The sequence below is a fragment of the Bacillus cereus genome (assembly GCF_025917685.1).
Lineage (GTDB): Bacteria > Bacillota > Bacilli > Bacillales > Bacillaceae_G > Bacillus_A > Bacillus_A cereus_AT.
The window spans coordinates 3,892,646-3,915,930 of the sequence record NZ_CP089518.1 but is presented as its reverse complement, the minus strand read 5'-3'; the positions used below and the strand labels follow the sequence as shown (position 1 = coordinate 3,915,930).

Sequence of the window (23,285 nt, the reverse complement as noted above, 5' to 3'; positions counted from 1 at the left end):
TTATAATAATAATGGGTGAAATTATGATTAGAATTTGTGCAATAACGAAAAAAAATGAAGTTTTATATGATGTTTCGCTGGAAGACACGAAAAAAGAAAACATCGTATGGTATTGGCTTGATTTATATAAGCCGACGAAAGAGGAGTATACATATATTTTACAAGATCACTTCAAGTTCCATCCCCTTGCGATTGAAGATTGTGTAGAGTATGTACAGAGACCAAAGGTAGATTTTTATGATGGATATAACTTTTTAGTTCTCCATGCATTCGGAGAAGACGGATTAGAACCGCATGAAATCGATTTATTTGTTAGTGATCGATATATAGTCTCTTTCCACTTCTCTCATAATAATGCGATTGAAAGAGTATGGAAAACGCTCGGTGAGAAAAAACGTATTAAGAAGAGCCCTTTAAATGTAGCACATACAATTATTGACCAAATTGTAGATGATTATTTCGCACCTGTTTATTACATTGAAGACCATTTAAATGCAATTGATGATAATTTAACGGGTGAGACAGCAGGAAGTGTGCTAGAAGAGGTATTTGATATTCGTGCAGATTTATCTAAACTAAGGCGTACGATTATTCCGATGCGTGATTTATTGTACCGCATTTTAAATTCAACTCGTTTTTACGGTATAAGCGATCATGAAATTTATTTTAAAGATATACATGATCATTTGCTTAAACTGACAGAGATGATTGAAGCAAGCCGTGAATTAACAGCAGATATTCGAGATAGTTACTTTTCACTGAATTCCCACCATATGAACAATATTATGAAAACATTAACTGTTTTCTCAACTATTTTCATGCCGTTAACATTTATTGCAGGGGTATACGGCATGAACTTTTCACATATGCCAGAGCTTGGCGGGAAGTATAGTTACTTTATTTGTCTATTAATTATGGCGTTAATTGGCGGGGGCATGATGGCTTGGTTTTATAAAAAAGGTTGGTTTAAGTAAAAAACACCGAGGTTCCCTCGGTGTTTTTTAACTAGCCAATAGCGTGTAATACGAACATGGCTAAGAATAAGCATGTAATGATATACATGGACGGTGCGACTTCTTTACGCTTTCCAAGAGCAACTTTCAAGATAGGATAAGCAATAAATCCGAACGCAATGCCGTCAGCGATACTATATGTGAGCGGAATCATAACGATAATTAAAAACGCTGGAAATCCTTCTGAAAAGTCGTTCAGAGGAATTTGTTGAATGCTTGTAATCATCAGGCCGCCAATAATAATTAAGATTGGTGCAATGGCACTATCAGGAATTAGTTTGACAAACGGAAGTGCAAACAGTGACGCGAAGAATAACAACCCTGTAACGATAGACGTCAGACCTGTTTTTCCACCTGCAGTAATACCCGCGGCACTCTCTACTGTTGAAACGGTAGGGCTTGTGCCAAATAGACCACATGTCATTGCTGAAATTGCATTTGCTTGGTAAGCACGTGGGAATTTACGGTCATCTTCTAATAAACCGTGCAGTAGTCCCATGTTCTCAAAAATAAGCACCATGCTTAAGGAGAATGTTGCAATCCAAAATGGTAAGGAAGAAAGTTTCCCAAATGACATAGCTCCAAACACATCGCCGTAATTAGCGAATGAAAACGAACTATTGCCCACTTGACTCGTATCAACAAGGCCAAATAGCCATGCAATACCAGTTCCAATTGCAATCGTCCATAAAAAGTTTCCACGTACATTACGCACAAATAGCACAAGTGCCACAATAAGAGTAAGTAGTGTTGCAAGAACGACAGGACTACTTAATTTCCCCATTGCAACAGCAGTATTAGGATGCGAAACGACTAAACCACCTTTTTGCAAGCCGATGAAAGCTAAAAATAACCCGATACCGACAGTGATCGCTTCCTTTAATGACTTTGGAATCGATACCGAAAGCACGCGAGCAATCGGTGTAAAAGCAGCAATTGCAAAAATAATACCGGCGATAAAAACAGCTGCTAATGCTTCTTGCCAAGCTAGACCGAGCGTGTGCACAGCAGTGTACGTGAAGAATGCATTTACACCCATACCTGGGACAAGAATAGCAGGTGCATTTGCCCAAAATGCCATAAGTAGACATCCGACAAATGAACTAAAAACAGTTGCTAAAATTCCAGCTTCAAGAGGAATGCCGGCATCTGATAAGATTGACGCATTTACAATCATAATATAAACAATTGTGAAAAATGACGTAACTCCAGCTAAAACTTCTTGTTTTGGTGATGTTTGGTGTAAGTCTAATTTAAATGTTCTTTCAAGTATTCCTTTCATGTTAAACCTTCTTTTTCATATCCCTCTCCCACCCGTGATATCTCTTATATAAGAGCTCACCGTCCTTTATTATATCAGAACATCATGTTTTTACAACAACGAAAATGATAACGTTTACTTATAAACGAAATTATTTATAAATACGTAAAAATAGCTCGTATGGTTGAAATGATTTCTAGTTCTCCAGATTGAATGGGCGGGGCTGCTTGTGCATGTAAAGTAGCATAGGATGCAACCTCCCGTGGTAATTGGGCAGATTCTTCAACGAGTGAGAGGGGAACAGGATTAATGTTTAAATTGTAGGTACTCGCAATAGCACGAGCTTTTTCTACTGCTTGGTGCAGAGCCTGAATGAGAGCTTGCTCATAATATTTATTTGGATGAGATATTCGAAAACGTAAACCTTTTGCTACGTTTGCACCATTCGTCACGGCTATATCATATACTTCCCCTGCTTTTTGTACATTTAAAACGGTAATTTCATACAAATGCTCCACACGGTAGCCTTGTAGTAAGGCTTTATCATTTACATATTCGTATTGAGGGGTAATCGTATAAGAAATAGTTTCTATATCTTTATCGGCAATACCTAGCTGTTTGAGTGCATCAAGCAATTGTTTCGATTGAACTGCATTTTCTTCTTGCGCTTGTTTTACATTTTTACTATCTGTTCGAATGCCTAGTGTTAATATGACAACATTTGGTTTGGCTTTTATAATGCCTTCTCCTTGTACAGTAATAGTAGCTTCTTTACCAGTATTTGTCGTACGGATATTATGTAAATACGGATTCATTCCACCTTGCATTTATGCTCACCATCCTTTTTTATATGTATATGTGTGAACAAAAAAGAAAATCGTATGAAAAAAGTTACATAAATGAGAATGTTAAGGGAAGAAAGCATATACAACATAGGTATTTATAGATTATAATATGTATAAATATGATAAAAAAGGGACGAGGCTAGTGAACGAAAATAGAGAAACACTGATTTTAGATTTATCTGCATCATTTCGAAAGATGATACGTTTATTACAAAATGATATTAATACACGTTTTTCAGAGCATATGCCATATAATGAATTCTCTGTATTACGTGCGTTATTTTTAAAAAGTCCACAGATGGCTTCGCAAATTGCGAGTGAAGTAAACGTAACCTCCAGTCATATTACAGCTGTAACAGATCGTCTCGTGCGAAAAGGGTTTGTTGAAAGAAAGAGATCAAATTCAGACCGTCGTATCGTATACTTAGAAATTACAGAAAACGGACGAGAAGTAACTGAAAAACTTGAAGCTGTGCGTAAAGAATATTATAAAGAGAGATTTAAAGGTTGGAGCGACCAAGAGATAGAAATGGTTTTAGAACTATTTGGCCGCGTCTTATAATAAATGAGGATAGGAAGCAAGAGCTTTCCTATCCTTTTTCTTTTGAATAAAAATATTTTGAAACTCCGATACTTTAATTAAAAAGATCGGAGGAAAGATTATGAAATATATTGCGGCACTTACCGTTTTACTTGGAAGCTTTTTCTGCTTTAATACATTCATGTACGCCGATACCCCTATTCAAGTGGTGCAAAAAGAAGTGAAGTATATTGAAAATGATAATACTGTCTTGTATTCGAAATTATGGGTTCGTTCTATGCAAAATGCAGTATTATTTCATCATAGTGATAACATTCGTAATCAGGACACATTACGTAATGTAACAAGTTCATCGCTCGTTAAAGCGAAGCACTTACCATTTAAGAAAGCATCAATGTACATTCCAAGATTATCGCAATACGTATCAAAAGCAGGGAAAGAAAACATTCAAGTGTACTACATTGCGGTGCACTATAATGTGAAAAAAGAAAATGCATATCAGCTAAATGGCATGAACTATTTTCTGCAAGTATTTATGAAAGAGCGCGGGGAATGGAAAATTGCTGAAAGTGTAGTCGCACCAACAGAGCAAATTGTGCAAAATGGTGATGGGTTTGGGATGAAAGAAGAGATGGTGTATGGAGATAGGAGAGAGAAAATAAAATAACCTCCTCTTAGTGAGGAGGTTATTTTATTTGAAATTCCAAGAGACCTTCAATCTCAATATTTTAGATAGAAGAAAATAGCTAATTATGCTTGTTCCGAACAAACCAACGTAAAAATTAAGCAACGAATGGGTCCCGCCAATTATTAAACCGCCGCTAATTCCGATACAGAAAATAGCGCAGACCATAAATATCTTTTGAAGCTTTGGATATAGTAAGAAACTACCATTCCGCTCATTGACTGAACGAACATATAAATATATACCGAGTGGTAATAAAATAATGACATGTGCAATAGGTCCAATCAATGTTTTTACCGATGGAATCTTTGTAAAGTTTGGTCCGTTATGACGCACTCCATCTGAATCGGTATAATGACTTTGTGGATCATAATTAAAGTCAATATTGAAACCTTCTGCTGGATTAGAGATACGGATGTTTTCCATCACATCATGTATATGGCCATTGTTCTCATGAAAGTCAGTGTTTGAGTGAACAGCAAAGACTCCTGAGATAAGTGATGGAAGTAAAGCTGGGAAGATTAATATAGCTGCAGTGAGAAATCCTTGCGATATAATATTCCCTGTAATTGTACCTACACATAAGGCAAGTGTATAAATAGCGATTAATACAATTAACATGTATATAAAGTAACTATGAAATGGGGAGAATACTTGATATTTATTATGAAAAGTCAACTTTTTCATAATAGCAAATAGTCCCCAGTTTAAAACGACAACAGTGGCGATATTACAGATTCCAAACAACCATTTTGTTATATAAAGGTGTGAACGTTTAAATGGCATAGACCATAACAAGTCACTAGAGTTATTTTGTCTTTCCCAGCCGATTAACGTACAGGCCAGAATGATAAGTGCACCACCTTGAAAGATGACAGGGTCCATAAGTGATAAACCAAAATTGTAATGATATACATATTCCCCTTCTTTTTGCATCTTCAGAAGGTGTTGTTGTTCAATCGATGCCAAATAGTATTTGTATGACAAATTGTAGAAGCTAACGAACCAAAACAGCCATACAACATATTTACTTTGTTGATACGTTCTTAGCCATAGTGCTTTTTGAAACATAGGATCTCTCCTTTAAAAAACTTTATAATTTGTTAGTCGTGATAATACAACATAAGTAATGATTCCAGCGAGAAACAAACCGATATAGTAGTTAAATACGAAACTAAATTGATTTATTTTATAGCCACCTAGTAATGCAAAGTAAATGGTTGTCCCCCATACCCATATTTTTAAATGTTTTTGGAAAATAAATATTTTTTGAGTGTTTTCATTTGGCGATTGTGTATATAAATATGCGCCAAGTAGCAAATTAACTATTGTATAAAAAATAGGGACAAACATCGATTTAGCTGAATAATAGTGATAAGATGCTGGATCTCTTAAAGTAGTTGAGTCCTTTTCTTTTTTACGTAATTCAGGATCATAATCGTAATAAATCGTGAAATTATATATTGGTGCAACTATATTTGTTTTTTGATTAATTTTGTAAAGTTGTTCATGTAACTTATAATTTTTAGTATCGGTAGCTTCTAAGTGATTTATCGTAAAAGTGGACACTAGTGGAATAAATGTAAGCCCCATTAGTAACCAAGGAATACAAAAAACAACCTGCGAAACAACGCTTCCAGTAAAAGTACCGATGCATAGTGCAGCTGTATATACTGCAGCATAAGAAACAATCGCATAAAGAAAGTATCGATGAAATGGACTAAATGATTGATAATCAAAATGAATAGTTGTTCTATAAATAACATACATAAGAATCCAATTTATAAGTAACGAGCTTACAATACAAAAGGAACCGAAAGCCCATTTAGATAAGAAGACATCTTTTCTTTTAAAAGGCATCGTCATAAGTAGTGTATTAGATTGGTTGCTACGTTCCCATCCTATCAATAAGCAGGCTAAAGCAATGATAAGAACAGTTAACCAAAAACTATTACCTTCCCCTGGCGAAAAGCCATAAAAATAATAATACTGTTTACCTTTTTCTTGTAACTCGTAATACTCAGCAAGTTGTCTCTGAGCACTTTTATAGTAGCCAAAAGATAACAAGTAAAGCGAACTAAAGAAGAAGAGTAACACAGCATATTTCCCGCGCTTCCAATTCCACATCCACAACGCCTTATGAAACATACTCATCCTCCTCAAGTGTCGTAACGAAGATATCTTCAAGCGACATTGTTAATTCTTCAATGAGAATTGGTTGCTCTTTATAAAACTTCTCAAGCGTTGTAGCAATATTTCCTTCGATTAAGATTGTATATACTTTTCCTGTTTGATTTAATATTTTAATATTGCTTAAGTTTTCTAGTTTTTGAGGTAATGAACGTTCGTAAGCTACTTGTATTTTTACAAATCGTGATTTTGCATCGTCTAGTGATGTAATAGAAGCTATAGTATGGCCTTTTAATATAATGATTGTATCGGCGATTTGTTCAACTTCATCTAAATGATGAGTTGAGATGAAAATAGTAATCTCTTTTTCAGCAACTTCTCCAACTAGAAATTGGAGGATTTGTCTTTTAACGATAGGATCCAATCCGTTTGTCGGTTCATCTAAAATGATATATTCTGCTTTTGCAGCAACGGCTAAAATGATTGCAAGTAGTGCTTTCATTCCTTTTGAGTAACTACGAATTCGCTTGTTTGGTAAGTTGAAACGTTCTAGCAGTTCGTAGAAATAGGATTCATCAAATGCTGTGTAAACAGCTTTATAAAACTTTACAATTTCTTTCACTGTATATCCGTTCAGTATGTTAGTAGAATCCGGAACATATACGATTTTTTGTTTCGTTTCAGGATGTTGGTGAATATTCGTATCCTCATATGTAACAGTTCCTGCATCAGGGTCTAAAATGCCGACCATCGTTCGTAATAAAGTTGTTTTCCCCGCACCGTTTCTTCCGAGTAATCCGACGATACTACCTTTTTGCAATGTGAAAGAAACATTATCTAAAATCGTTTGATTATCAATTGTTTTCTTCAAGCTTGTCACTTTCAGCATCCATAGTTCCTCCAATCTCTTTGTAGTATGAATCTATCCAATCGTGAATTTTATCTTTCGTAATCCCAAGATAAGAGGCTTCTAGTAGTAATTGATGAAATTGCTTTTCAACCATAGCGATTTTCCTTTCGTCTAATGTTGGGGTAATCGATTGGGATACAAATGTTCCTTTTCCTCGTAATGTTTCAATAATCCCTTGTCGTTCTAACTCTTGATACGCTTTACTAACTGTATTTGGATTTATAACGAGCAATGAAGCGAGCTCGCGTACAGAAGGAAGCTTATCACTTGGAGCTAGCATGTTTTTCAATACGAGTTCTTTTATATTTTGAACAATTTGTTCCCATATCGGAGTGTTGCTTCTTGGATCAAGTTGAATATGCAAGAGCAATGTCTCCTTCCTAATGAGTATTAAGTGTACTAATGTGTGTAATACACTTAATACAATATCGGCAATGAATTTATTTGTCAACTGAAATTAATAGAAAAATATGGTATTAAAAATTATAGAATTGGAAAAAATAGGTTTGATATAGAATGGAGGGTTAGTCATGAAGCGAGTTTTTGGAATACTTGTTTGTTTCATGTTATTGCTTTCTGGTACTTCAGTTAGTTTTGCACAATCTGAGAAAACGAAGCAGGAGAAAACAGAAGGAACCGCGCCGAAGTTAGCGGAACAAGCGTCGTCAGCAATCGTAATTGAGCAAGATACAGGTAAAGTTTTATTTGATAAAAATCCGAATGAAAAGTTACCACCTGCCAGTATGACGAAGATTATGACAATGCTATTAATTATGGAACAAGTTGAAAAAGGAAAACTAAAACTGACCGATAAAGTTAGAGCAAGTGAACACGCAGCTTCAATGGGTGGATCACAAATCTTTTTAGAACCTGGGGAAGAGATGACCGTAAATGAAATGCTAAAGGGCATTGCCATTGCATCTGGAAATGATGCATCTGTTGCAGTAGCGGAGCATATCGCTGGTTCAGAAGAAGGTTTTGTAAATATGATGAACAAAAAAGCGAAAGATTTAGGGTTGAAAAATACTCATTTTCAAAATCCAACAGGTCTTCCAGCAAAAGATCATTATTCCACGGCAAATGATATGGCTATAATGGCGAGAGAATTGATGAAGTATCCACTTATTCGCAAATACACAGGTAAATATGAAGACTATTTACGTGAAGATACGGATAAGAAGTTTTGGCTTGTTAATACGAATAAGTTAGTACGTTTTTATCCTGGAGTAGATGGTGTGAAAACGGGCTTTACGACAGAAGCGAAATATTGTTTAACTGCATCAGCTGAAAAGAATGGAATGCGTGTTATTTCAGTTGTTATGGGAGCACCTACATCAAAAGAACGGAACAATCAAGTGACGAAGCTTCTTGATTATGCGTTTGGACAATATATGACAAAGAAATTGTATACACGTGGTGAAAAAATTAAGACTGTACAAGTAGGAAAAGGGAAAAAAGAAAAAGTAGATTTAGTTGCGTCAGACAACGTATCTCTTCTTATGAAGAAGGGCGAAAATATGGACAAAGTAAAACAAGAAGTAATCGCTGAAAAGAAAGTGAAGGCACCGATTAAAAAAGGTGACGCGCTTGGCACACTTGTTATTAAAAAAGATAAAGATGTTTTATTAAAACAAACTATTGTAGCGAAAGAAGATGTTGCTGCAGCGAGTTGGTGGGAGTTATTTAAAAGAAGTTTTGGGATGTTTTCAACATCAAAATAGCGGCAAAAATTTTGCCGCTTTTCTGTTCGTATGTACGGGAATAATTGCTGAACGGTTTCACATTATGACGAAATAGTTCTTCTTTTGTCAGTAGGAAGGATTCTTATTTTATATCACGAAAATCTTATGTTAATGAGTAAAGTTTGAGCATAAGGAGGAAATCGTGTGAGTCTTTCCATGCATTTAGAAGTAAAACGTGACGTCTTATGTGTGAGGCTGGAGGGTGAATTAGATCATCATACTGCTGAAGAGTTGCGAACGAAAGTAACAGATATGATTGAGACACATGGTGTTCATCATATTGTTTTGAGCCTGGAGAACTTATCATTTATGGATAGTTCTGGTTTAGGTGTTATATTAGGCCGATATAAACATGTAAAGGGATTAGGTGGAGAGATGGTTGTTTGTGCAATTTCACCGCCTGTTAAACGTTTATTTGAAATGTCAGGCCTATTCAAAATTGTTCGTTTAGAAGAAAGTGAAGCGCACGCGCTCGCGACGTTGGGGGTGGCATAAATGAGAAATGAAATGAACCTTCAATTTTCAGCGTTAAGTCAGAATGAATCATTCGCTCGCGTTACAGTAGCTGCTTTTATTGCACAATTAGACCCGACGATGGAAGAATTAACAGAGATTAAAACAGTTGTGTCAGAAGCGGTTACAAATGCAATTATTCATGGGTATGAAGGAAATGCAGAAGGTGTTGTTTATATTTCAGTGATTTTGGAAGAAGCAATGGTGAAACTCACGATTCGAGATGAAGGGATTGGTATCTTTAACTTAGATGAAGCAAGACAACCCCTTTTTACAACTAAACCTGAATTAGAGCGTTCCGGAATGGGATTTACTATCATGGAAAATTTTATGGATGAAGTAGAAGTTATTTCAAACGAATCTTTCGGGACAACAATCCATTTGACAAAGTACTTATCAAATAGTAACGCTCTATGCAATTAAGGAGAATAGCCAATGGACATAGAGGTCAGAAAAGAGAAGAAGAAACCTCAGTTAAAGGACCACGAGCTAAAAGCGTTAATTCAAAAAAGTCAAGATGGAGATCAACAAGCGAGAGATACAATCGTTCAAAGTAATATGCGTCTCGTATGGTCGGTTGTGCAGCGGTTTCTTAATCGAGGATACGAACCAGACGATTTATTTCAAATTGGATGTATTGGGCTCTTAAAATCGGTAGATAAATTTGATTTATCTTTCGACGTGAAATTTTCAACATATGCAGTTCCAATGATTATTGGTGAAATACAACGATTTTTACGTGACGATGGATCAGTGAAAGTAAGCAGATCCTTAAAAGAAACAGGAAACAAAATTCGAAAGATGAGAGACGAGCTTTCGAAAGAGTTCGGAAGGGCTCCAACGATTAATGAAGTAGCGGAGGCTCTGGAACTAACACCAGAAGAAGTTGTTCTGGCACAAGAAGCGAGTCGTGCTCCTTCATCAATACATGAAACTGTGTATGAAAATGATGGAGATCCAATTACTATTTTAGATCAAATTGCAGATCAATCGGAAACGAAATGGTTTGATAAAATTGCTTTAAAAGAAGCAATTAGAGAATTGGATGAACGAGAACGTCTAATTGTGTATTTGCGCTACTATAAAGACCAAACCCAATCAGAAGTAGCGGAGCGCATAGGCATTTCACAAGTACAAGTTTCCAGACTGGAAAAGAAAATATTGAAACAGATGAAAGATCGAATAGATGAATAGCTATCTATTCGATTTTTTTTATTGTCATGAAAAGGGGAAGATTCCAACTATTGTTAAATAATTTACAGAATTTATTGATAATTTAGTTAATTTAAAATATAATCCAAGTATGAACTTGTCACAAAGGGGGAAGGAAACATGGAAACGAGGCAACAATGGGGAACGAGGGCTGGATTTATTTTCGCAGCGATCGGCTCTGCCGTTGGATTAGGAAACATATGGCGTTTTCCTTATACAGCGTATGAAAACGGAGGAGGCGCATTCTTTTTACCGTACTTATTCGCATTATTAACAACTGGTATTTCATTATTAGCATTCGAGTTTGCTCTTGGGCATCGTCATCGTGGTTCGGCACCACTTACATTCTTCCGTATTCATCCACGTGCTGAATTTATTGGATGGTGGCAAATGTGTGTAACATTTATCGTTTCAACATATTATGCAGTAATTATTGCTTGGTCTATTTCGTATACGTACTTTGCGATTACTGGAGCATGGGGGAAAGACACGGAATCATTTTTATTTAAAGAATATTTACATGTTGCAGATAAGCCAGGGCAGTTTGGAGGGCTTGTACCGGAAGTATTAATTCCATTAGCGCTCGTTTGGATTATTGTACTTGGTGTTGCATTTAAAGGCGTTAAGAAAGGAATCGAAGTTGTTAACCGCATTTTTATTCCGTTATTAGTTGTTATGTTTCTTATTATCGTTGTTCGTGCAGTGACGATGGAAGGTGCGATGCAAGGATTAGATGCATTCTTTAAACCAGATTGGAGTCGTATTTTTGATGGGAAAGTATGGCTTGCTGCTTATGGACAAATTTTCTTTAGTTTATCTTTAGCATTCGGAATTATGATTACGTATTCTAGTTATTTACCGAAAAACTCAGATACAACAAATAATGCTTTTATTACTGGATTTGCAAATTCAGGATTTGAATTATTAGCAGGTATTGGGGTCTTTGCAGCGCTTGGATTTATGGCGAATAACATGGGGGTACCGGTTGATAAAGTAGCTAGTGCTGGTGTGGGACTTGCGTTCGTAGTATTCCCGCAAATTATTAATGAACTACCGATGTCACCGTTATTTGGAGTATTATTTTTCTTATCTTTAACCGTTGCTGGAATTACATCACTCATTTCACTTGCGGAAGTATGCTTTGCTGCTGTATCTGAAAAATTCAGCTTGAGTCGTCCAAAGACGATTGGAATTATGGGAACACTTCTCGTGTTAGTTTCTCTTGTTTTTGCAACGCGTGGTGGACTTATGTTCTTAGACGTTGTTGATTATTTCGCTAACAATTTTGGGTTGATTACAATTGCACTAGCTGAAGTAGTTGTAATAGGCCTTATCTTGCGCCGTTTACCAGTTTATCAAAATCACGCAAACTTTGTATCTGATATAAAGTTAGGGACGTTTTGGAGAGTGAGTTTACTCGTTATTACCCCGCTTATGTTAGGGTATATGTTAATTGATGGCACAATCCAAAATATTAAAAAGAACTACGGAGATTATCCAACCGAGTTTGTTGTAACGTATGGTTGGTCAATTGCAGCAGCATTTCTTATAGTTGCACTAGTCATTAGTCTGAAGAAATGGAATGCACAAATACATTCAGACTCTGCCCAGCTTGAAAAAGAATGGAAGGATCGAGGTGTTTCATGATGAGCGGATCAGCGATTATGATGATGGTTATAGGTATGGTAGTCATTTGGGGAGGGCTCGCATTAAGCATTGCAAATTTATTTAAGAAAAAGGCTTAGCAGAAAAACATCTGTACCAAAACGGTACAGATGTTTTTTTATGAAAAAATTGTATTAGAAAAAATTCCAATAACCATACTACAACTACGAGGAAGAGTGAAGGGGTGAATGAAAATTGGAACAAACGATTTATATTAAAATGCGCAATCGATTAAAAGTGTCTCCTACGTATGAAGTAAAACTGAGCGATGTTGCTCAACTTGCTGGAGATTCTTTGGTAGTTGAGTCGTTACAAAATGAGATAATTTACAAAATAACAGCGCATGATAAAACACATGTTGTAATTGATGTTATGAAAGTGATTGAGATTGTTCAACAAAAAGCGGCTCACTTACAAATTAATTTACTTGGTTCTGGACAAACTCTTGTTGAAATTATATATGAAAAAAAGAAAGTGCATCCGGTTTTCTTCGGACTTGTATGGTTGTTACTCTTCATTGGAGCAGCACTTGCAATTATTTATTTTCATGAAGATGTAAGCATGCAACAAGTACACCAACGGTTATATTACATGATTACTGGAGAATTTAAGGCGCAACCACTTTTATTTCAAATTCCTTATTCATTAGGTCTTGGGTTAGGTATGGTTTTATTTTTTAATCATGTATTTCAAAAGCGAATTAATGAAGAGCCTAGTCCGTTAGAAGTTGAGATGTTTCAATATCAACAGTCGCTTGATCAATATGTAATTGTTCATGAAAACAAGGATAATATGAAACAGCTTACCGATGATTGAGTCTGGATTCGTGATTTTAATTGGTTTAGCTGGGGGGATTGCAGTAGGTAGCGGATATGTCGCGTTTTTAGCTGTACTTGGTATAATCCCTCGTTTAGCTCAATTAACGAGAAGTGGAAAGCATATTCAATATTTTGAGTGGGCAGTCATTACAGGTACTTTAACAGGGGCTTGGTGTAGTTTGAAGAATATTACATTTCAAACGTCGCAATATTGGCTCGTAATATTAGGGTTATTTTGTGGCACATTCATTGGAATGCTAGCTGCGGCGTTAACGGAAGTGTTAAACGTTTTACCTATTTTAGCGAAACGGGTAGGGGTAGAGGGGAAAATTATTATTTTACTCGTTGCTCTTGTACTTGGAAAAGTAATAGGCTCATTGTTTCACTGGATTTATTTCGTAAAGTAGGAGGCAATATATATATGGCAGGGCGAAAACTGAAAGATGATTACATAAATAAAGTGAAAGAGTACCATCCGAAACCGAACTATTTAATAAATTGTGTGAAGGCATTTCTTGTTGGGGGATTCATTTGTACCGTCGGAGAAGTATTGATGAAATTTTATATACATTACTTTCACTTTAGTGAGCAAGAGGCAGGAAACCCTACAGTTGCAACTCTCGTTTTACTATCAGCGATTTTAACAGGATGTGGTGTTTATGATAAAATCGGGCAGTTTTCTGGAGCGGGATCAGCAGTACCAGTTACTGGATTTGCGAATTCTATGGCAAGTGCTGCGATAGAACATAGGAGTGAAGGGATTGTTCTAGGAATCGCTACAAACATGTTTAAGCTCGCAGGAAGCGTCATTGTGTTTGGAGTGGTCGGTGCATACATTATCGGATTAATAAGATATACATTTCAAATTTTAATGTCTTAAAGGAGGGATAGGTATGAGATTGACCGGAAAACAAACGTGGGTATTTCAAAATGATATCTTCGTGAATGCAACTGGTACCGCTGTCGGTCCGAAAGAAGCTGAAGGCCCTCTTGGAAAGGATTTTGATATTTCATATTCAGACTTACATTGTGGAGAGGAAAACTGGGAACTTGCTGAACGAAGGTTAATGTCAGACTCGATTCAACAAGCGTTGCAAAAAGGAAATATAAAACCATCACAAATTGATTTTTTTTTAGCAGGTGATTTATTAAACCAAACAGTGACAGCAAATTATGTTGCTCGAGATTGTGGTATTCCTTTTTTAGGGATGTTCAGTGCTTGTGCGACGTCAATGGAAACTTTGGCGGTTGGATCAGCATTTATAGATGGTGGATTTGCGAATCGTGTCTTAGCGACAGTAAGTAGTCATAATGCGACGGCTGAAAGACAATTTCGTAATCCAACAGAGTACGGGGGACAAAAGCCTGGGACAGCAAACTCGACTGTTACCGGAGCAGGATCCATATTAATTAGCAATGAAGAAAGTGCAATTAAAATAACAGCAGCAACAATCGGAAAAGTACAAGATTTAGGAATTGCTAATCCTCTAGATATGGGATCGGCAATGGCGCCAGCTGCTGCTCATACAATTCAACAGCATTTTGAAGATTTAAGAAGAAGTGCCGCTGATTATGACCTTATTGTTACTGGTGATTTATCAGCTGTGGGGACACCAATTACGAAACAACTTTTACTTGAGGAAGGGTATAATCTTGGACATATATACAACGATTGTGGATTAATGATTTACAATTCAAATCAAGAAGAAGTGTTTGCAGGTGGTAGTGGTTGTGCTTGTTCAGCTGTTGTAACATACGGTCATTTATTGCGTGAAATGCAAAAAGGGAACTTACAACGAATTTTTGTCGTTGCAACTGGAGCTTTATTAAGCCCGATGATGATACAGCAGAAGGAAACGATTCCAACGATTGCGCATGGTGTTGTGTTTGAAAGAGTTAAAGGAGAGTGAATTGTGGATTTTATATATGCATTTCTTGTAGGAGGAGCTATTTGTGTCATTGGACAAGTGTTGCTAGATTTTGCAAAGTTAACACCGGCACATTTAATGGCAACTTTTGTAGTCGCCGGAGCTATTTTAGACGGATTCGGATTGTATGATAAGCTTATAAAATTTGCAGGTGCTGGGGCAACGGTCCCTATTACAAGTTTTGGACATTCACTATTGCACGGGGCAATGCATGCGGCAGAAAAACATGGATATTTAGGGATTGGAATCGGTATGTTTAGCTTAACGTCTGCGGGGATTTCAGCGGCGATATTATTTTCATTTTTTGTTGCACTTATATGTAAACCGAAAGGATAAATCAAATGAGACGAAGGGTTGTTTTGGTCACAGATGGAGATGAATATGCAAAGCGGACAATTGAGCTTTTAACAAAGGAATTTGGGGGAAGGTGTATTTCAGCATCGCAAAGTAATCCGACCAAATTGACAGGGAAGAAAGTTGTTGAGCTTATTATGCAAACGCCATATGACCCTGTATTTGTCATGTTTGATGACAGCGGATTTATAGGAGAAGGATCTGGTGAAAAGGCGTTAAAGTATGTTGCAACACATAAACAAGTTGATGTACTGGGTATTTTAGCAGTAGCGTCGAATACACATCATTGGGAATGGGCGCGTGTAGATGTAAGTGTAGATCGGAATGGGAATTTGACAGAATACGGTGTTGATAAATTTGGACTCCCAGATGGTGAAATCGGCCGGATTAGTGGGGATACGATTTATTGTTTAGATGATCTGAACGTCCCTGTCATTGTCGGGGTCGGTGATATTGGTAAGATGTGTGGAAATGATGAATGGGAGAGAGGATCACCTATTACTAGAAAAGCGATTCAATTAATTTTGGAAAGGAGTGGGTTTTATGACGAAGCCTAAAAAGGTGAATATCCCGATTTCATCTTTTTTAAGTGATAATGAAAATTACTTAAAGCAAACAGTTGGACTAGGTGTTACATACGATGTTGGTATTCGTAAATTTCAAATTTTAAATAAAGAAATCGGTGTGTTATTTGTAAATGGACTTTGTGATACGAATTATATTATCCCTATTTTAGAAGAAGCAGTGGATACAAATGAAATAAGGGATGTAGAAGAAGATACAGTAAAGCTTTTAGAAAATCGTTTAATTCATCAACAAGTAAGTAAAGTGAAAACGATGGATGATGTAATGCTTCAAGTATTATCAGGACTCATTATTATATTTGTGGAAGGTGAAACGGAAGCTTTTGCAATAGATGTTCGTAGTTATCCGGGCCGGACACCGACAGAACCAGATACAGAAAAGGTAGTACGTGGTGCAAGGGATGGCTTTGTTGAAAATATCGTTGTAAATACAGCTTTAATTCGTAGAAGGATACGCGATCCACGTCTTCGAAATGAAATGATCCGAGTAGGGGATAGGTCGCAAACGGATATTTGTATTACATATGTACAAGATGTTGCAAATCCGGATTTAGTGAAGATTATAAAACAAGAATTAAATAGCATCGAAGTAGATGGGATTACGATGGCGGATAAAACGGTAGAAGAATTTGTTGTAAGGCAAAGTTATAATCCATTCCCGCTTATTCGATATACAGAAAGGCCCGATGTAGCAGCAAATCATCTATTAGAAGGACATGTACTAGTGCTCGTTGATACGTCACCAAGTGCGATGATTACGCCAACAACATATTTTCATCATTTACAGCATGCTGAAGAATTTAGACAAAATCCAGCTGTAGGTACATTTTTACGTTGGGTACGTTTTCTAGGTGTTATATTCTCCTTATTCTTATTGCCATTTTGGTTAGTGTTTGTATTTGATCCAACGCTTTTACCGGAGAAACTCGCTTTCATTGGGCCAAATAAGATGACACATTTACCTATTTTATTACAAGTTTTGATGGCTGAAATTGGACTTGAATTTTTAAGGATGGCTGCTATTCATACACCGACACCATTGTCGTCAGCAGCAGGTTTGATTTCAGCTATATTAATTGGTCAAATTGCAATTGATGTAGGTTTATTTGTACCAGAAGTTATTTTGTATGTAGCGGTTTCTATGATTGGATCATTTGCAACTCCGAGTTATGAGCTTGGACTTGGAAATAAGGTAGGAAAATTATTTGTCATTATTTTAACCGGCATCTTTCATGAGATGGGATTTGTAATCGGAATGACGATGTTGATTTTATTTTTAGCGTCCATAAAAAGTTTACAAACACCGTATTTATGGCCGTTTTTACCATTTGATTGGGGTGCGTTAACGAAAATTTTACTCCGCCCAACTATGTCGAGTTTAAAAGTGCGTCCTAGTATTGTACGACCTCAAAATGTAAGAAGACAAAAATAAACGGGATTATGCTCCCGTTTATTTTTTTATTGAAAATTTATTTTTTTTTAACAAAAACCAAACATTTTTTGTGTACACTTAGAGTAGATATTGTGTATGAGAGGGGAAGAGGACATGATTAAATTATTTGTAAGTGATTTAGATGATACGCTCGTTTACAATGTGAATCATATGCAAAAAGAAGATGAACGTGCACTTTGTTGGTTAGCTGAAAAAGGGACAAATATTTGTTTTGCCTCTGGCCGCTTTACTCATCGAATTGATGAAGTCGTAAATAGGTTTGCATTCCCGTATTACACAACTAGTTTAAATGGAGCGATGATGTTACTACCGGATGGAAAAATATTTCATGAATCAAGTTTTGAAGATGGGATTGCCCAGGAAATATATCGATATATCCATAAAAAGGGACTAGCAGATATTGTTTGTGCAAATGAGCAACGGTATACAAAAAGAAAGAATGAACATCATCATAATTTTGAAACGTATATGGGCGTACATATTGCTGAGATAGAAGCATTAGAAGAGGAATTTGGTAAGACTGTACATCCTGCGAAATTGTTTGTTTTTGGAGAAGAAGAGACAATTGCAGCATTAGATCAAGAGTTACGAGATACATTTCAGAGCGAAGCAGAAGTTTTTATGTCTGGTAAACGCTATGTTGACATTATGCCAAGGGGAGTAAGTAAAGGGAGTGCTTTAAGGCGGCTAATGGAACATTTGCAAATTGAAGCAAATGAAGTTGCATGCATTGGAGATTCTTTCAATGATATTTCTATGTTTGAAGTAACTCCGCATTCATTTACTCTTCATCATGCTCATCCATATGTGAAGGAGAAGGCAAATCATATTGTTCGTTCGGTTGAAGAAGCTGTTATGAAATTGCCGTTACTTGTATAAAAAAGAAGCTCGTCACTGACGAGCTTCTTTTTACTTGAATAACGATTTAACAAAATCAATGATACTTGAGAAGAAATCTTTCACTTTATCTAGGAATCCTTGCCCTTCTTCAGATCCTAAAAAGGCAGAAACGTGTTCTTTTGCTTTATTTAACTGACTGCCAACTTGATTCCAATCGATATTAAGATTTTTCATTTTATCAAATAGCGCAACTAAGTTATCTAACTGTTCATCCGTTAATGTAATACCAAGTTGATCCGCAATTTTTTTAATTAATGAACGTAAATCTTCAGTCGTTTTTGGCTGTTCTTTGGCAATTTCTTCTTTAATTTTTGCAACAAGTTGAACTGCTTTTTCTTCACCGATTTTATCGCCGAGCTGGGCCGTTTGCACCATTTCTTCATTGGCTACTTTTTTTACTTCCTCAGGAATTGCTTTGTTTGATGTTGTTTCATAGGCCTTCATTAAACCTGTTAAAGCAGCAGTTCCTGAAACTTTAAATGGTGCAGTAATTTGAATCTCTGCATCCTTCACACCTGCTGTAATAAGTGCGTTTGTGTACATCGCATCTGTTATCGAATTAATATTTTTTGAGCGTACAATAAGGCCAGATCCTGGCTTTGTGTATGTAATCATAGAAGAGGAAATTGCTCTCGTACCAATTTGTGCTTTTGGAACAATTCCTTCTAGAAATTTATGTTCTTCCGCATTAGACACAGTAATGATTGTAGCATCTTTCGGTGCTTTCATTTCTTTTAACAGATCTTGTTTTTGTTGTTCAGATAAGTTTTCTCCTAGTGTAACAATTGATTCTCCCTCAATGATGTCTGCAAATGAAGCTGTTGGCATCATAAATACCGTTACAGCTAATAGCAGAGCTAGTAATTTCGTTTTCACGAAAAATCGCTCCCTTTCTCTTTCTAAAATTTTCGGGCAACACAGTTATTATAGTATATATTTTTTATTTGTCACCTAGCTTTCTCCACATTTCAAAAAAGAAGTATGTAGATTGTCGGATTCTTTTTGTTTCTAGTCATGAATGTGGTAATATAGTGCTGAGATAGTTGAAAGGAGACATATACGTATGAAAACTTTAGGATACATATTAATGGAAAATGGTGAAAAAATCGATTTAGAATTTTTCCCAGAAGAAGCACCAAAAACAGTAGAAAACTTTAAAAAATTAGCAGAGCAAGGATTTTATGATGGTGTAACATTCCACCGCGTTATTCCTGGCTTCGTAAGCCAAGGTGGAGACCCAACAGGAACAGGAGCAGGTGGTCCAGGTTACTCTATTCCATGTGAAACTGATGGAAATCCTCATAGACATCTTGTTGGCTCACTTTCTATGGCACATGCTGGCCGTAACACAGGCGGTAGCCAATTCTTTGTTGTTCATGAGCCACAACCGCATTTAGATGGCGTACACACTGTATTCGGTAAAGCAACAAGCGGTATTGAAACAGTATTAAACATGCGTCAAGGCGATGTAATGAAAGAAGTTAAAGTTTGGGAAGAATAAGTTACGAGAAAAAGAGAGCGATTTTGCTCTCTTTTTTTATTTCGTATAAACAGTAATTGGTATATATTTCGAAATATATGATGCAAATAGGACGGCTACTAACGTTAAAATATATTGTGCAGGAGAACACAATTTTAACAAAATACATAGAATGGAGTACCGATTATATGCTTCAATAAATGGATTTCTCTCAACATATTGTTTTTAATAGAACTATTTCGTTCAAAAATAATTAAAATGTGATGAGCAGGGGGATTCTCCTTTTAGTTTCTATACAGTATTGTCTCTTTTCTGAGCGGTATAATAGAAAAAAATAGCGTGGAAACATATATTTGACTTTCTTCTTAACGCTTTGTATGATTATCAAGTTGTTTCAGCCTCTTCTCACTCTGTTAAAAATATTGTAGAATGAATGTGATATGAAAAGAGTGACTGAGGGGATAAATAGTTTGTAACTTTTGTAAGAAGGGATAAGGGTTATGTTAATTCGTTTTAAAAAAAGTTATGAAAAAATTGCAATGGGGCTTCTTTCATTTATGCCAACTGAAAAAGATGTGAAAACATTACAATTGACAATGAAAGAGTATGAGGCGAAAGAGGATTGGCAATTGTATTTGTGGAAACAAAATGAAGATTTTGTTGGGATAATGGGGATTATAAAAAAAGAAGATCAGGTATTGGAAATTCAGCATTTGAGCGTGAATCCGTCTCACCGTCATATGGGTATTGGGACGAAGATGGTTCAAGAGCTTAAGAGTAAATTTCTTGAGTTTACAATTTGCGGAAATGAGCAAACAGCAAGTTTTTGCAAAAAGTGTAAAGAGCTTGAACAAAATATACATTCATGAAAGCAGGGATAAGTAGTTTATTATCTCTGCTTTCTTTTTTGTAGTTGTTCGTGTCGTTCAGAAATGACTTCTGTTCGATCACGCAATGTGTGCTTATTTATGATGTATTCACCAGGAATGACGTTCGCATCTTTCCAAGAGAGGTTTTGTTTCTTACATAACTGTATGCATTGTTTTTCTAGCGATACGTCTAATAATGGTAAAAATAACGGGGCAAAATTTTCCTTTTTGTGGATAGATTGTAATCTTTCATTTAATAAGAATGTAAGTTGTTTATGATCTATTCCGAATTGATGTAATTGCGCGCTGTTCTTTTCTAAAATTGTTATTGCGCTTTTTATCATCTTCTCTGCACCATTCCAATTGGATCGTCTATGATGGTATAAGGAAACAGCAATTTGAATGAGACCGACTAAGTAATTGTCACGTTCTCCTCTAGGCTTTAATTTCCAATACTCTTCTAGTATTTCATGACATTCAAAATAATCATAGTCTCCATGAAAATGAATTAAAAATTGCATGTACTCGGTAGGATACATTTTTTTCGCTCCTGTCTAACGGTTATATGTACAGTGTATCATAGAAATATTAACAATAAGCGACTAGGGAAATATCCCTAGTCGCTTTATTGCTTCATATTAGCAGAAGCAAGCTGCTCCTACAATGATTAGTAAAATGAACAGTACAACAAGTAATGCGAATCCACCGCTAAAACCGCAATCAACGTGACCCATAGTTTTTTGACCTCCTACATTGTTCTTACTACATTGTTATCATATGAAGCGGTGGGCATTATGACATGGGCATAGGTCTATTTTTAATTAAATTTCTTAAAAAGGTTGGATAGAACATGAGTATGCTCTATACTTATGTTGTTATAGAAAAAATGTGGTGGGATGCTTTGTGCAGTATAATTTTAAAGTAGAGGCTTTTGAAGGGCCTTTAGATCTATTGTTACACTTAATACATCGTTACGAAATTGATATATATAATATTCCTGTAGCGGAAATTACAGAGCAATATCTATCTTATGTCCATACGATGAAAGAACTACAATTAGATGTTGCCAGTGAGTATTTAGTAATGGCTGCAACGTTATTACAAATTAAAAGTAAAATGTTGCTACCGAAACAAGAAGAAGATGTACCTGATAACGGTGATGACTTTATAGACGACCCTCGTCAAGAATTGATGGAGAGGTTAATTGAATATAAGAAATATAAGCAAGTTGCTACTGAGTTAAAAGAAAGAGAACAAGAAAGAGCACAGCTATATACACGTCCGCCAATTGATTTTACATCATTTCAACAAGAAGAGGAGACGAGCTTACCTCTTGATGTTACGTTATATGATATGTTAGCGGCATTTCAAAAGCTAATGCGCCGTAAAAAAGCAAAGAACCCCGTAACGACGCGAATTACTCGTCAAGAAATACCAATTGCACAGCGAATGACTGATATACTACAGCAGTTAGAAGTAAAAGGCGGTCGTCAAAGCTTTTATGATTTGTTTGCTGATGAAGAACGTGAAATAATGGTTGTAACATTTTTAGCGGTTCTTGAACTGATGAAAAATCAACAAATCATAATTGAGCAAGAACATAATTTTGATGAAATTTTCGTATCAAGCTCTAATAAATCCGTATAGAGCCAGCATGTGAAGATGGGGTAGAAATATTTTATCTCATGTTAGGTTTTAATGTATCGTTTGGAACGAGAGAAGAAATATTGAACCGAACGCATTTACTGTGATTCGGTTTTTTTATGTGTATTTTTATAGGGAAATAGGAGGAAGGAGTTCGTAAAATGGATAGAAGAGAACAAAAAGCGATTATTGAAGGGCTTTTATTTGTTGCGGGTGACGAAGGTATTTATCCAGAACAGATAGCGAAAGTTCTTGAAATTGAAGTGGAAGAAGTAATAAACAGTATAGAGGAAATGCAGAAGGAATGTGAAGGATCGCATCGCGGTTTGCAAATTGTGCAATATGCAAAAGTATATCGTTTTGCAACAAAGAAAGAGCATGCTTCGTACTATCAAAAATTAATAGATACGCCAACAGCGGCTTCACTTTCTCAAGCAGCTCTTGAAACGTTGGCAATCGTTGCGTACCGTCAACCGATTACAAGGACAGAAATGGAAGAGATTCGAGGAGTGAAAACAGACAAGGCATTACAAACGTTAGTTTCGCACTTGCTTATAAAAGAAACGGGAAGAGCGGAAGGCCCAGGGCGTCCTATCTTATACGGAACTACGAAAGAGTTTTTGGACACGTTTGGATTAAAAACGTTAGATGATTTACCAGCCCTTTCTGAAGAAAATGAACAAATGAATGAAGCAGATTTATTCTTCGGTTCTTTACAGGAATTATCAAAATAAAAGC

30 protein-coding genes are annotated in these 23,285 nt (G+C 36.1%); 21 read left to right on the top strand and 9 right to left on the bottom strand.

All coding sequences use genetic code 11. The features are described 5' to 3' along the window. The first annotated feature begins 11 nt into the window (after positions 1-11). Positions 12-974 carry a magnesium/cobalt transporter CorA gene (gene corA, locus LUS72_RS20255; protein ID WP_141533262.1) on the top strand — a complete coding sequence of 321 codons (963 nt, stop codon included), beginning with the start codon at positions 12-14 and terminating at the stop codon, positions 972-974. 31 nt (positions 975-1,005) lie between these two features. Here the strand turns inward: corA and LUS72_RS20250 are convergent, their stop codons facing one another. Both LUS72_RS20250 and LUS72_RS20245 read right to left on the bottom strand, forming a co-directional pair. After that, a complete protein-coding gene (locus tag LUS72_RS20250; protein WP_000676230.1) occupies positions 1,006-2,295 on the bottom strand; it encodes an NCS2 family permease in 1,290 nt (429 codons plus the stop codon). Between the two features lie 134 nt (positions 2,296-2,429). After that, the gene (locus LUS72_RS20245; RefSeq protein WP_097830800.1) at positions 2,430-3,101 is read right to left on the bottom strand and encodes an SIMPL domain-containing protein; all 672 of its coding nucleotides are present in this window, start codon (positions 3,099-3,101) and stop codon (positions 2,430-2,432) included. Positions 3,102-3,261: 160 nt separating this feature from the next. On the opposite strand from LUS72_RS20245, the gene LUS72_RS20240 reads away from it, so the two are divergent. Together LUS72_RS20240 and LUS72_RS20235 are read left to right on the top strand one after the other, a co-directional pair. After that, positions 3,262-3,681 carry a MarR family winged helix-turn-helix transcriptional regulator gene (locus tag LUS72_RS20240; RefSeq protein ID WP_001004995.1) on the top strand — a complete coding sequence of 140 codons (420 nt, stop codon included), beginning with the start codon at positions 3,262-3,264 and terminating at the stop codon, positions 3,679-3,681. Between the two features lie 100 nt (positions 3,682-3,781). Beyond that, entirely contained in the window at positions 3,782-4,327 is a 546-nt protein-coding gene (locus tag LUS72_RS20235) for a hypothetical protein (protein ID WP_097830801.1), read from the top strand. Between the two features lie 24 nt (positions 4,328-4,351). On the opposite strand, the gene LUS72_RS20230 is transcribed toward LUS72_RS20235, so the two are convergent. The 4 genes from LUS72_RS20230 to LUS72_RS20215 are packed head-to-tail and all read right to left on the bottom strand — an operon-like array spanning position 4,352 to position 7,749. Next, on the bottom strand, positions 4,352-5,416 hold the full coding sequence (locus tag LUS72_RS20230; protein ID WP_097830802.1) for an ABC-2 transporter permease: 1,065 nt from the start codon (positions 5,414-5,416) through the stop codon (positions 4,352-4,354). 12 nt (positions 5,417-5,428) lie between these two features. Further along, entirely contained in the window at positions 5,429-6,493 is a 1,065-nt protein-coding gene (locus LUS72_RS20225; protein ID WP_097830803.1) for an ABC transporter permease, read from the bottom strand. After that, positions 6,483-7,364, bottom strand: coding sequence for an ABC transporter ATP-binding protein (locus tag LUS72_RS20220; RefSeq protein WP_097830804.1), 882 nt, complete (start codon positions 7,362-7,364; stop codon positions 6,483-6,485). The genes LUS72_RS20225 and LUS72_RS20220 overlap by 11 nt, the downstream gene beginning before the upstream one ends. Continuing rightward, positions 7,330-7,749 carry a GntR family transcriptional regulator gene (locus tag LUS72_RS20215; RefSeq protein WP_097830805.1) on the bottom strand — a complete coding sequence of 140 codons (420 nt, stop codon included), beginning with the start codon at positions 7,747-7,749 and terminating at the stop codon, positions 7,330-7,332. The genes LUS72_RS20220 and LUS72_RS20215 overlap by 35 nt, the downstream gene beginning before the upstream one ends. Before the next feature lie 166 nt (positions 7,750-7,915). Between LUS72_RS20215 and dacF the strand changes: the two genes are divergently transcribed. The 14 genes from dacF to LUS72_RS20145 all read left to right on the top strand — a co-directional run bounded on the left by dacF (position 7,916) and on the right by LUS72_RS20145 (position 18,533). After that, positions 7,916-9,106, top strand: a complete 1,191-nt coding sequence (gene dacF, locus LUS72_RS20210) for a serine-type D-Ala-D-Ala carboxypeptidase DacF (protein WP_097830806.1) — start codon at positions 7,916-7,918, stop codon at positions 9,104-9,106. 165 nt (positions 9,107-9,271) lie between these two features. Next, the gene (spoIIAA, locus tag LUS72_RS20205) at positions 9,272-9,622 is read left to right on the top strand and encodes an anti-sigma F factor antagonist (RefSeq protein WP_000059128.1); all 351 of its coding nucleotides are present in this window, start codon (positions 9,272-9,274) and stop codon (positions 9,620-9,622) included. Continuing rightward, complete coding sequence (gene spoIIAB / locus LUS72_RS20200) at positions 9,623-10,063, top strand: anti-sigma F factor (RefSeq protein WP_001243400.1); 441 nt, start codon at positions 9,623-9,625, stop codon at positions 10,061-10,063. It abuts the gene before it with no gap. 12 nt (positions 10,064-10,075) lie between these two features. Beyond that, complete coding sequence (gene sigF / locus LUS72_RS20195; RefSeq protein WP_071746962.1) at positions 10,076-10,834, top strand: RNA polymerase sporulation sigma factor SigF; 759 nt, start codon at positions 10,076-10,078, stop codon at positions 10,832-10,834. A 138-nt stretch (positions 10,835-10,972) separates the two neighbouring features. After that, on the top strand, positions 10,973-12,499 hold the full coding sequence (locus LUS72_RS20190; protein ID WP_264448180.1) for a sodium-dependent transporter: 1,527 nt from the start codon (positions 10,973-10,975) through the stop codon (positions 12,497-12,499). Beyond that, complete coding sequence (locus LUS72_RS20185) at positions 12,499-12,597, top strand: methionine/alanine import family NSS transporter small subunit (protein ID WP_000016829.1); 99 nt, start codon at positions 12,499-12,501, stop codon at positions 12,595-12,597. Before LUS72_RS20190 ends, LUS72_RS20185 begins: the two co-directional genes overlap by 1 nt. Before the next feature lie 115 nt (positions 12,598-12,712). Further along, positions 12,713-13,333 carry a stage V sporulation protein SpoVAA gene (gene spoVAA, locus LUS72_RS20180; protein WP_128853520.1) on the top strand — a complete coding sequence of 207 codons (621 nt, stop codon included), beginning with the start codon at positions 12,713-12,715 and terminating at the stop codon, positions 13,331-13,333. Beyond that, complete coding sequence (gene spoVAB, locus LUS72_RS20175) at positions 13,326-13,742, top strand: stage V sporulation protein SpoVAB (RefSeq protein WP_097830809.1); 417 nt, start codon at positions 13,326-13,328, stop codon at positions 13,740-13,742. The genes spoVAA and spoVAB overlap by 8 nt, the downstream gene beginning before the upstream one ends. 14 nt (positions 13,743-13,756) lie before the next feature. Continuing rightward, positions 13,757-14,215: a stage V sporulation protein AC gene (gene spoVAC, locus LUS72_RS20170; RefSeq protein ID WP_097830810.1), complete on the top strand. Its 459-nt coding sequence runs from the start codon at positions 13,757-13,759 to the stop codon at positions 14,213-14,215. Between the two features lie 13 nt (positions 14,216-14,228). Next, complete coding sequence (gene spoVAD / locus LUS72_RS20165) at positions 14,229-15,245, top strand: stage V sporulation protein AD (protein WP_097830811.1); 1,017 nt, start codon at positions 14,229-14,231, stop codon at positions 15,243-15,245. A 3-nt stretch (positions 15,246-15,248) separates the two neighbouring features. Then, positions 15,249-15,599 (top strand): stage V sporulation protein AE, encoded by a 351-nt coding sequence (spoVAE, locus tag LUS72_RS20160; RefSeq protein WP_002014916.1) that lies wholly within the window; start codon positions 15,249-15,251, stop codon positions 15,597-15,599. Between the two features lie 5 nt (positions 15,600-15,604). Beyond that, a complete protein-coding gene (locus LUS72_RS20155; RefSeq protein ID WP_001254419.1) occupies positions 15,605-16,174 on the top strand; it encodes a stage V sporulation protein SpoVABEA in 570 nt (189 codons plus the stop codon). Then, complete coding sequence (gene spoVAF, locus LUS72_RS20150; RefSeq protein ID WP_097830812.1) at positions 16,161-17,633, top strand: spore germination protein SpoVAF; 1,473 nt, start codon at positions 16,161-16,163, stop codon at positions 17,631-17,633. Before LUS72_RS20155 ends, spoVAF begins: the two co-directional genes overlap by 14 nt. Before the next feature lie 96 nt (positions 17,634-17,729). Beyond that, entirely contained in the window at positions 17,730-18,533 is an 804-nt protein-coding gene (locus LUS72_RS20145; RefSeq protein WP_141533245.1) for a Cof-type HAD-IIB family hydrolase, read from the top strand. A gap of 30 nt (positions 18,534-18,563) precedes the next feature. Here LUS72_RS20145 and LUS72_RS20140 read toward each other — a convergent pair whose 3' ends face one another. Further along, the gene (locus tag LUS72_RS20140) at positions 18,564-19,430 is read right to left on the bottom strand and encodes a DUF1002 domain-containing protein (protein ID WP_000850509.1); all 867 of its coding nucleotides are present in this window, start codon (positions 19,428-19,430) and stop codon (positions 18,564-18,566) included. A 187-nt stretch (positions 19,431-19,617) separates the two neighbouring features. Here LUS72_RS20140 and LUS72_RS20135 point away from each other — a divergent pair, with 187 nt between their 5' ends. After that, complete coding sequence (locus LUS72_RS20135) at positions 19,618-20,055, top strand: peptidylprolyl isomerase (protein ID WP_000853785.1); 438 nt, start codon at positions 19,618-19,620, stop codon at positions 20,053-20,055. 479 nt (positions 20,056-20,534) lie between these two features. Then, positions 20,535-20,903, top strand: coding sequence for a GNAT family N-acetyltransferase RibT (ribT, locus tag LUS72_RS20130; protein ID WP_000908403.1), 369 nt, complete (start codon positions 20,535-20,537; stop codon positions 20,901-20,903). A 20-nt stretch (positions 20,904-20,923) separates the two neighbouring features. Here the strand turns inward: ribT and LUS72_RS20125 are convergent, their stop codons facing one another. Next, positions 20,924-21,442 (bottom strand): DUF309 domain-containing protein, encoded by a 519-nt coding sequence (locus LUS72_RS20125; protein ID WP_097830813.1) that lies wholly within the window; start codon positions 21,440-21,442, stop codon positions 20,924-20,926. A 99-nt stretch (positions 21,443-21,541) separates the two neighbouring features. After that, a complete protein-coding gene (locus tag LUS72_RS20120) occupies positions 21,542-21,637 on the bottom strand; it encodes a YjcZ family sporulation protein (protein WP_000510194.1) in 96 nt (31 codons plus the stop codon). Between the two features lie 169 nt (positions 21,638-21,806). Here LUS72_RS20120 and scpA point away from each other — a divergent pair, with 169 nt between their 5' ends. Then, on the top strand, positions 21,807-22,550 hold the full coding sequence (gene scpA / locus LUS72_RS20115) for a segregation/condensation protein A (protein WP_097830814.1): 744 nt from the start codon (positions 21,807-21,809) through the stop codon (positions 22,548-22,550). A gap of 158 nt (positions 22,551-22,708) precedes the next feature. After that, positions 22,709-23,281 carry an SMC-Scp complex subunit ScpB gene (gene scpB, locus LUS72_RS20110; RefSeq protein ID WP_097830815.1) on the top strand — a complete coding sequence of 191 codons (573 nt, stop codon included), beginning with the start codon at positions 22,709-22,711 and terminating at the stop codon, positions 23,279-23,281. Positions 23,282-23,285 lie beyond the last annotated feature (4 nt).

Coding starts and splice junctions, on each gene's coding strand:
- corA (WP_141533262.1), top strand. CDS start 12: ATGGGTGAAATTATGATTAGAATTTGTGCAATAACGAAAAAAAATGAA.
- LUS72_RS20250 (WP_000676230.1), bottom strand. CDS start 2,295: ATGAAAGGAATACTTGAAAGAACATTTAAATTAGACTTACACCAAACA.
- LUS72_RS20245 (WP_097830800.1), bottom strand. CDS start 3,101: ATGCAAGGTGGAATGAATCCGTATTTACATAATATCCGTACGACAAAT.
- LUS72_RS20235 (WP_097830801.1), top strand. CDS start 3,782: ATGAAATATATTGCGGCACTTACCGTTTTACTTGGAAGCTTTTTCTGC.
- LUS72_RS20230 (WP_097830802.1), bottom strand. CDS start 5,416: ATGTTTCAAAAAGCACTATGGCTAAGAACGTATCAACAAAGTAAATAT.
- LUS72_RS20225 (WP_097830803.1), bottom strand. CDS start 6,493: ATGTTTCATAAGGCGTTGTGGATGTGGAATTGGAAGCGCGGGAAATAT.
- LUS72_RS20220 (WP_097830804.1), bottom strand. CDS start 7,364: ATGCTGAAAGTGACAAGCTTGAAGAAAACAATTGATAATCAAACGATT.
- dacF (WP_097830806.1), top strand. CDS start 7,916: ATGAAGCGAGTTTTTGGAATACTTGTTTGTTTCATGTTATTGCTTTCT.
- spoIIAB (WP_001243400.1), top strand. CDS start 9,623: ATGAGAAATGAAATGAACCTTCAATTTTCAGCGTTAAGTCAGAATGAA.
- sigF (WP_071746962.1), top strand. CDS start 10,076: ATGGACATAGAGGTCAGAAAAGAGAAGAAGAAACCTCAGTTAAAGGAC.
- LUS72_RS20190 (WP_264448180.1), top strand. CDS start 10,973: ATGGAAACGAGGCAACAATGGGGAACGAGGGCTGGATTTATTTTCGCA.
- LUS72_RS20185 (WP_000016829.1), top strand. CDS start 12,499: ATGAGCGGATCAGCGATTATGATGATGGTTATAGGTATGGTAGTCATT.
- spoVAB (WP_097830809.1), top strand. CDS start 13,326: ATGATTGAGTCTGGATTCGTGATTTTAATTGGTTTAGCTGGGGGGATT.
- spoVAC (WP_097830810.1), top strand. CDS start 13,757: ATGGCAGGGCGAAAACTGAAAGATGATTACATAAATAAAGTGAAAGAG.
- spoVAD (WP_097830811.1), top strand. CDS start 14,229: ATGAGATTGACCGGAAAACAAACGTGGGTATTTCAAAATGATATCTTC.
- LUS72_RS20155 (WP_001254419.1), top strand. CDS start 15,605: ATGAGACGAAGGGTTGTTTTGGTCACAGATGGAGATGAATATGCAAAG.
- spoVAF (WP_097830812.1), top strand. CDS start 16,161: ATGACGAAGCCTAAAAAGGTGAATATCCCGATTTCATCTTTTTTAAGT.
- LUS72_RS20145 (WP_141533245.1), top strand. CDS start 17,730: ATGAGAGGGGAAGAGGACATGATTAAATTATTTGTAAGTGATTTAGAT.
- LUS72_RS20135 (WP_000853785.1), top strand. CDS start 19,618: ATGAAAACTTTAGGATACATATTAATGGAAAATGGTGAAAAAATCGAT.
- ribT (WP_000908403.1), top strand. CDS start 20,535: ATGTTAATTCGTTTTAAAAAAAGTTATGAAAAAATTGCAATGGGGCTT.
- LUS72_RS20125 (WP_097830813.1), bottom strand. CDS start 21,442: ATGTATCCTACCGAGTACATGCAATTTTTAATTCATTTTCATGGAGAC.
- LUS72_RS20120 (WP_000510194.1), bottom strand. CDS start 21,637: ATGGGTCACGTTGATTGCGGTTTTAGCGGTGGATTCGCATTACTTGTT.
- scpB (WP_097830815.1), top strand. CDS start 22,709: ATGGATAGAAGAGAACAAAAAGCGATTATTGAAGGGCTTTTATTTGTT.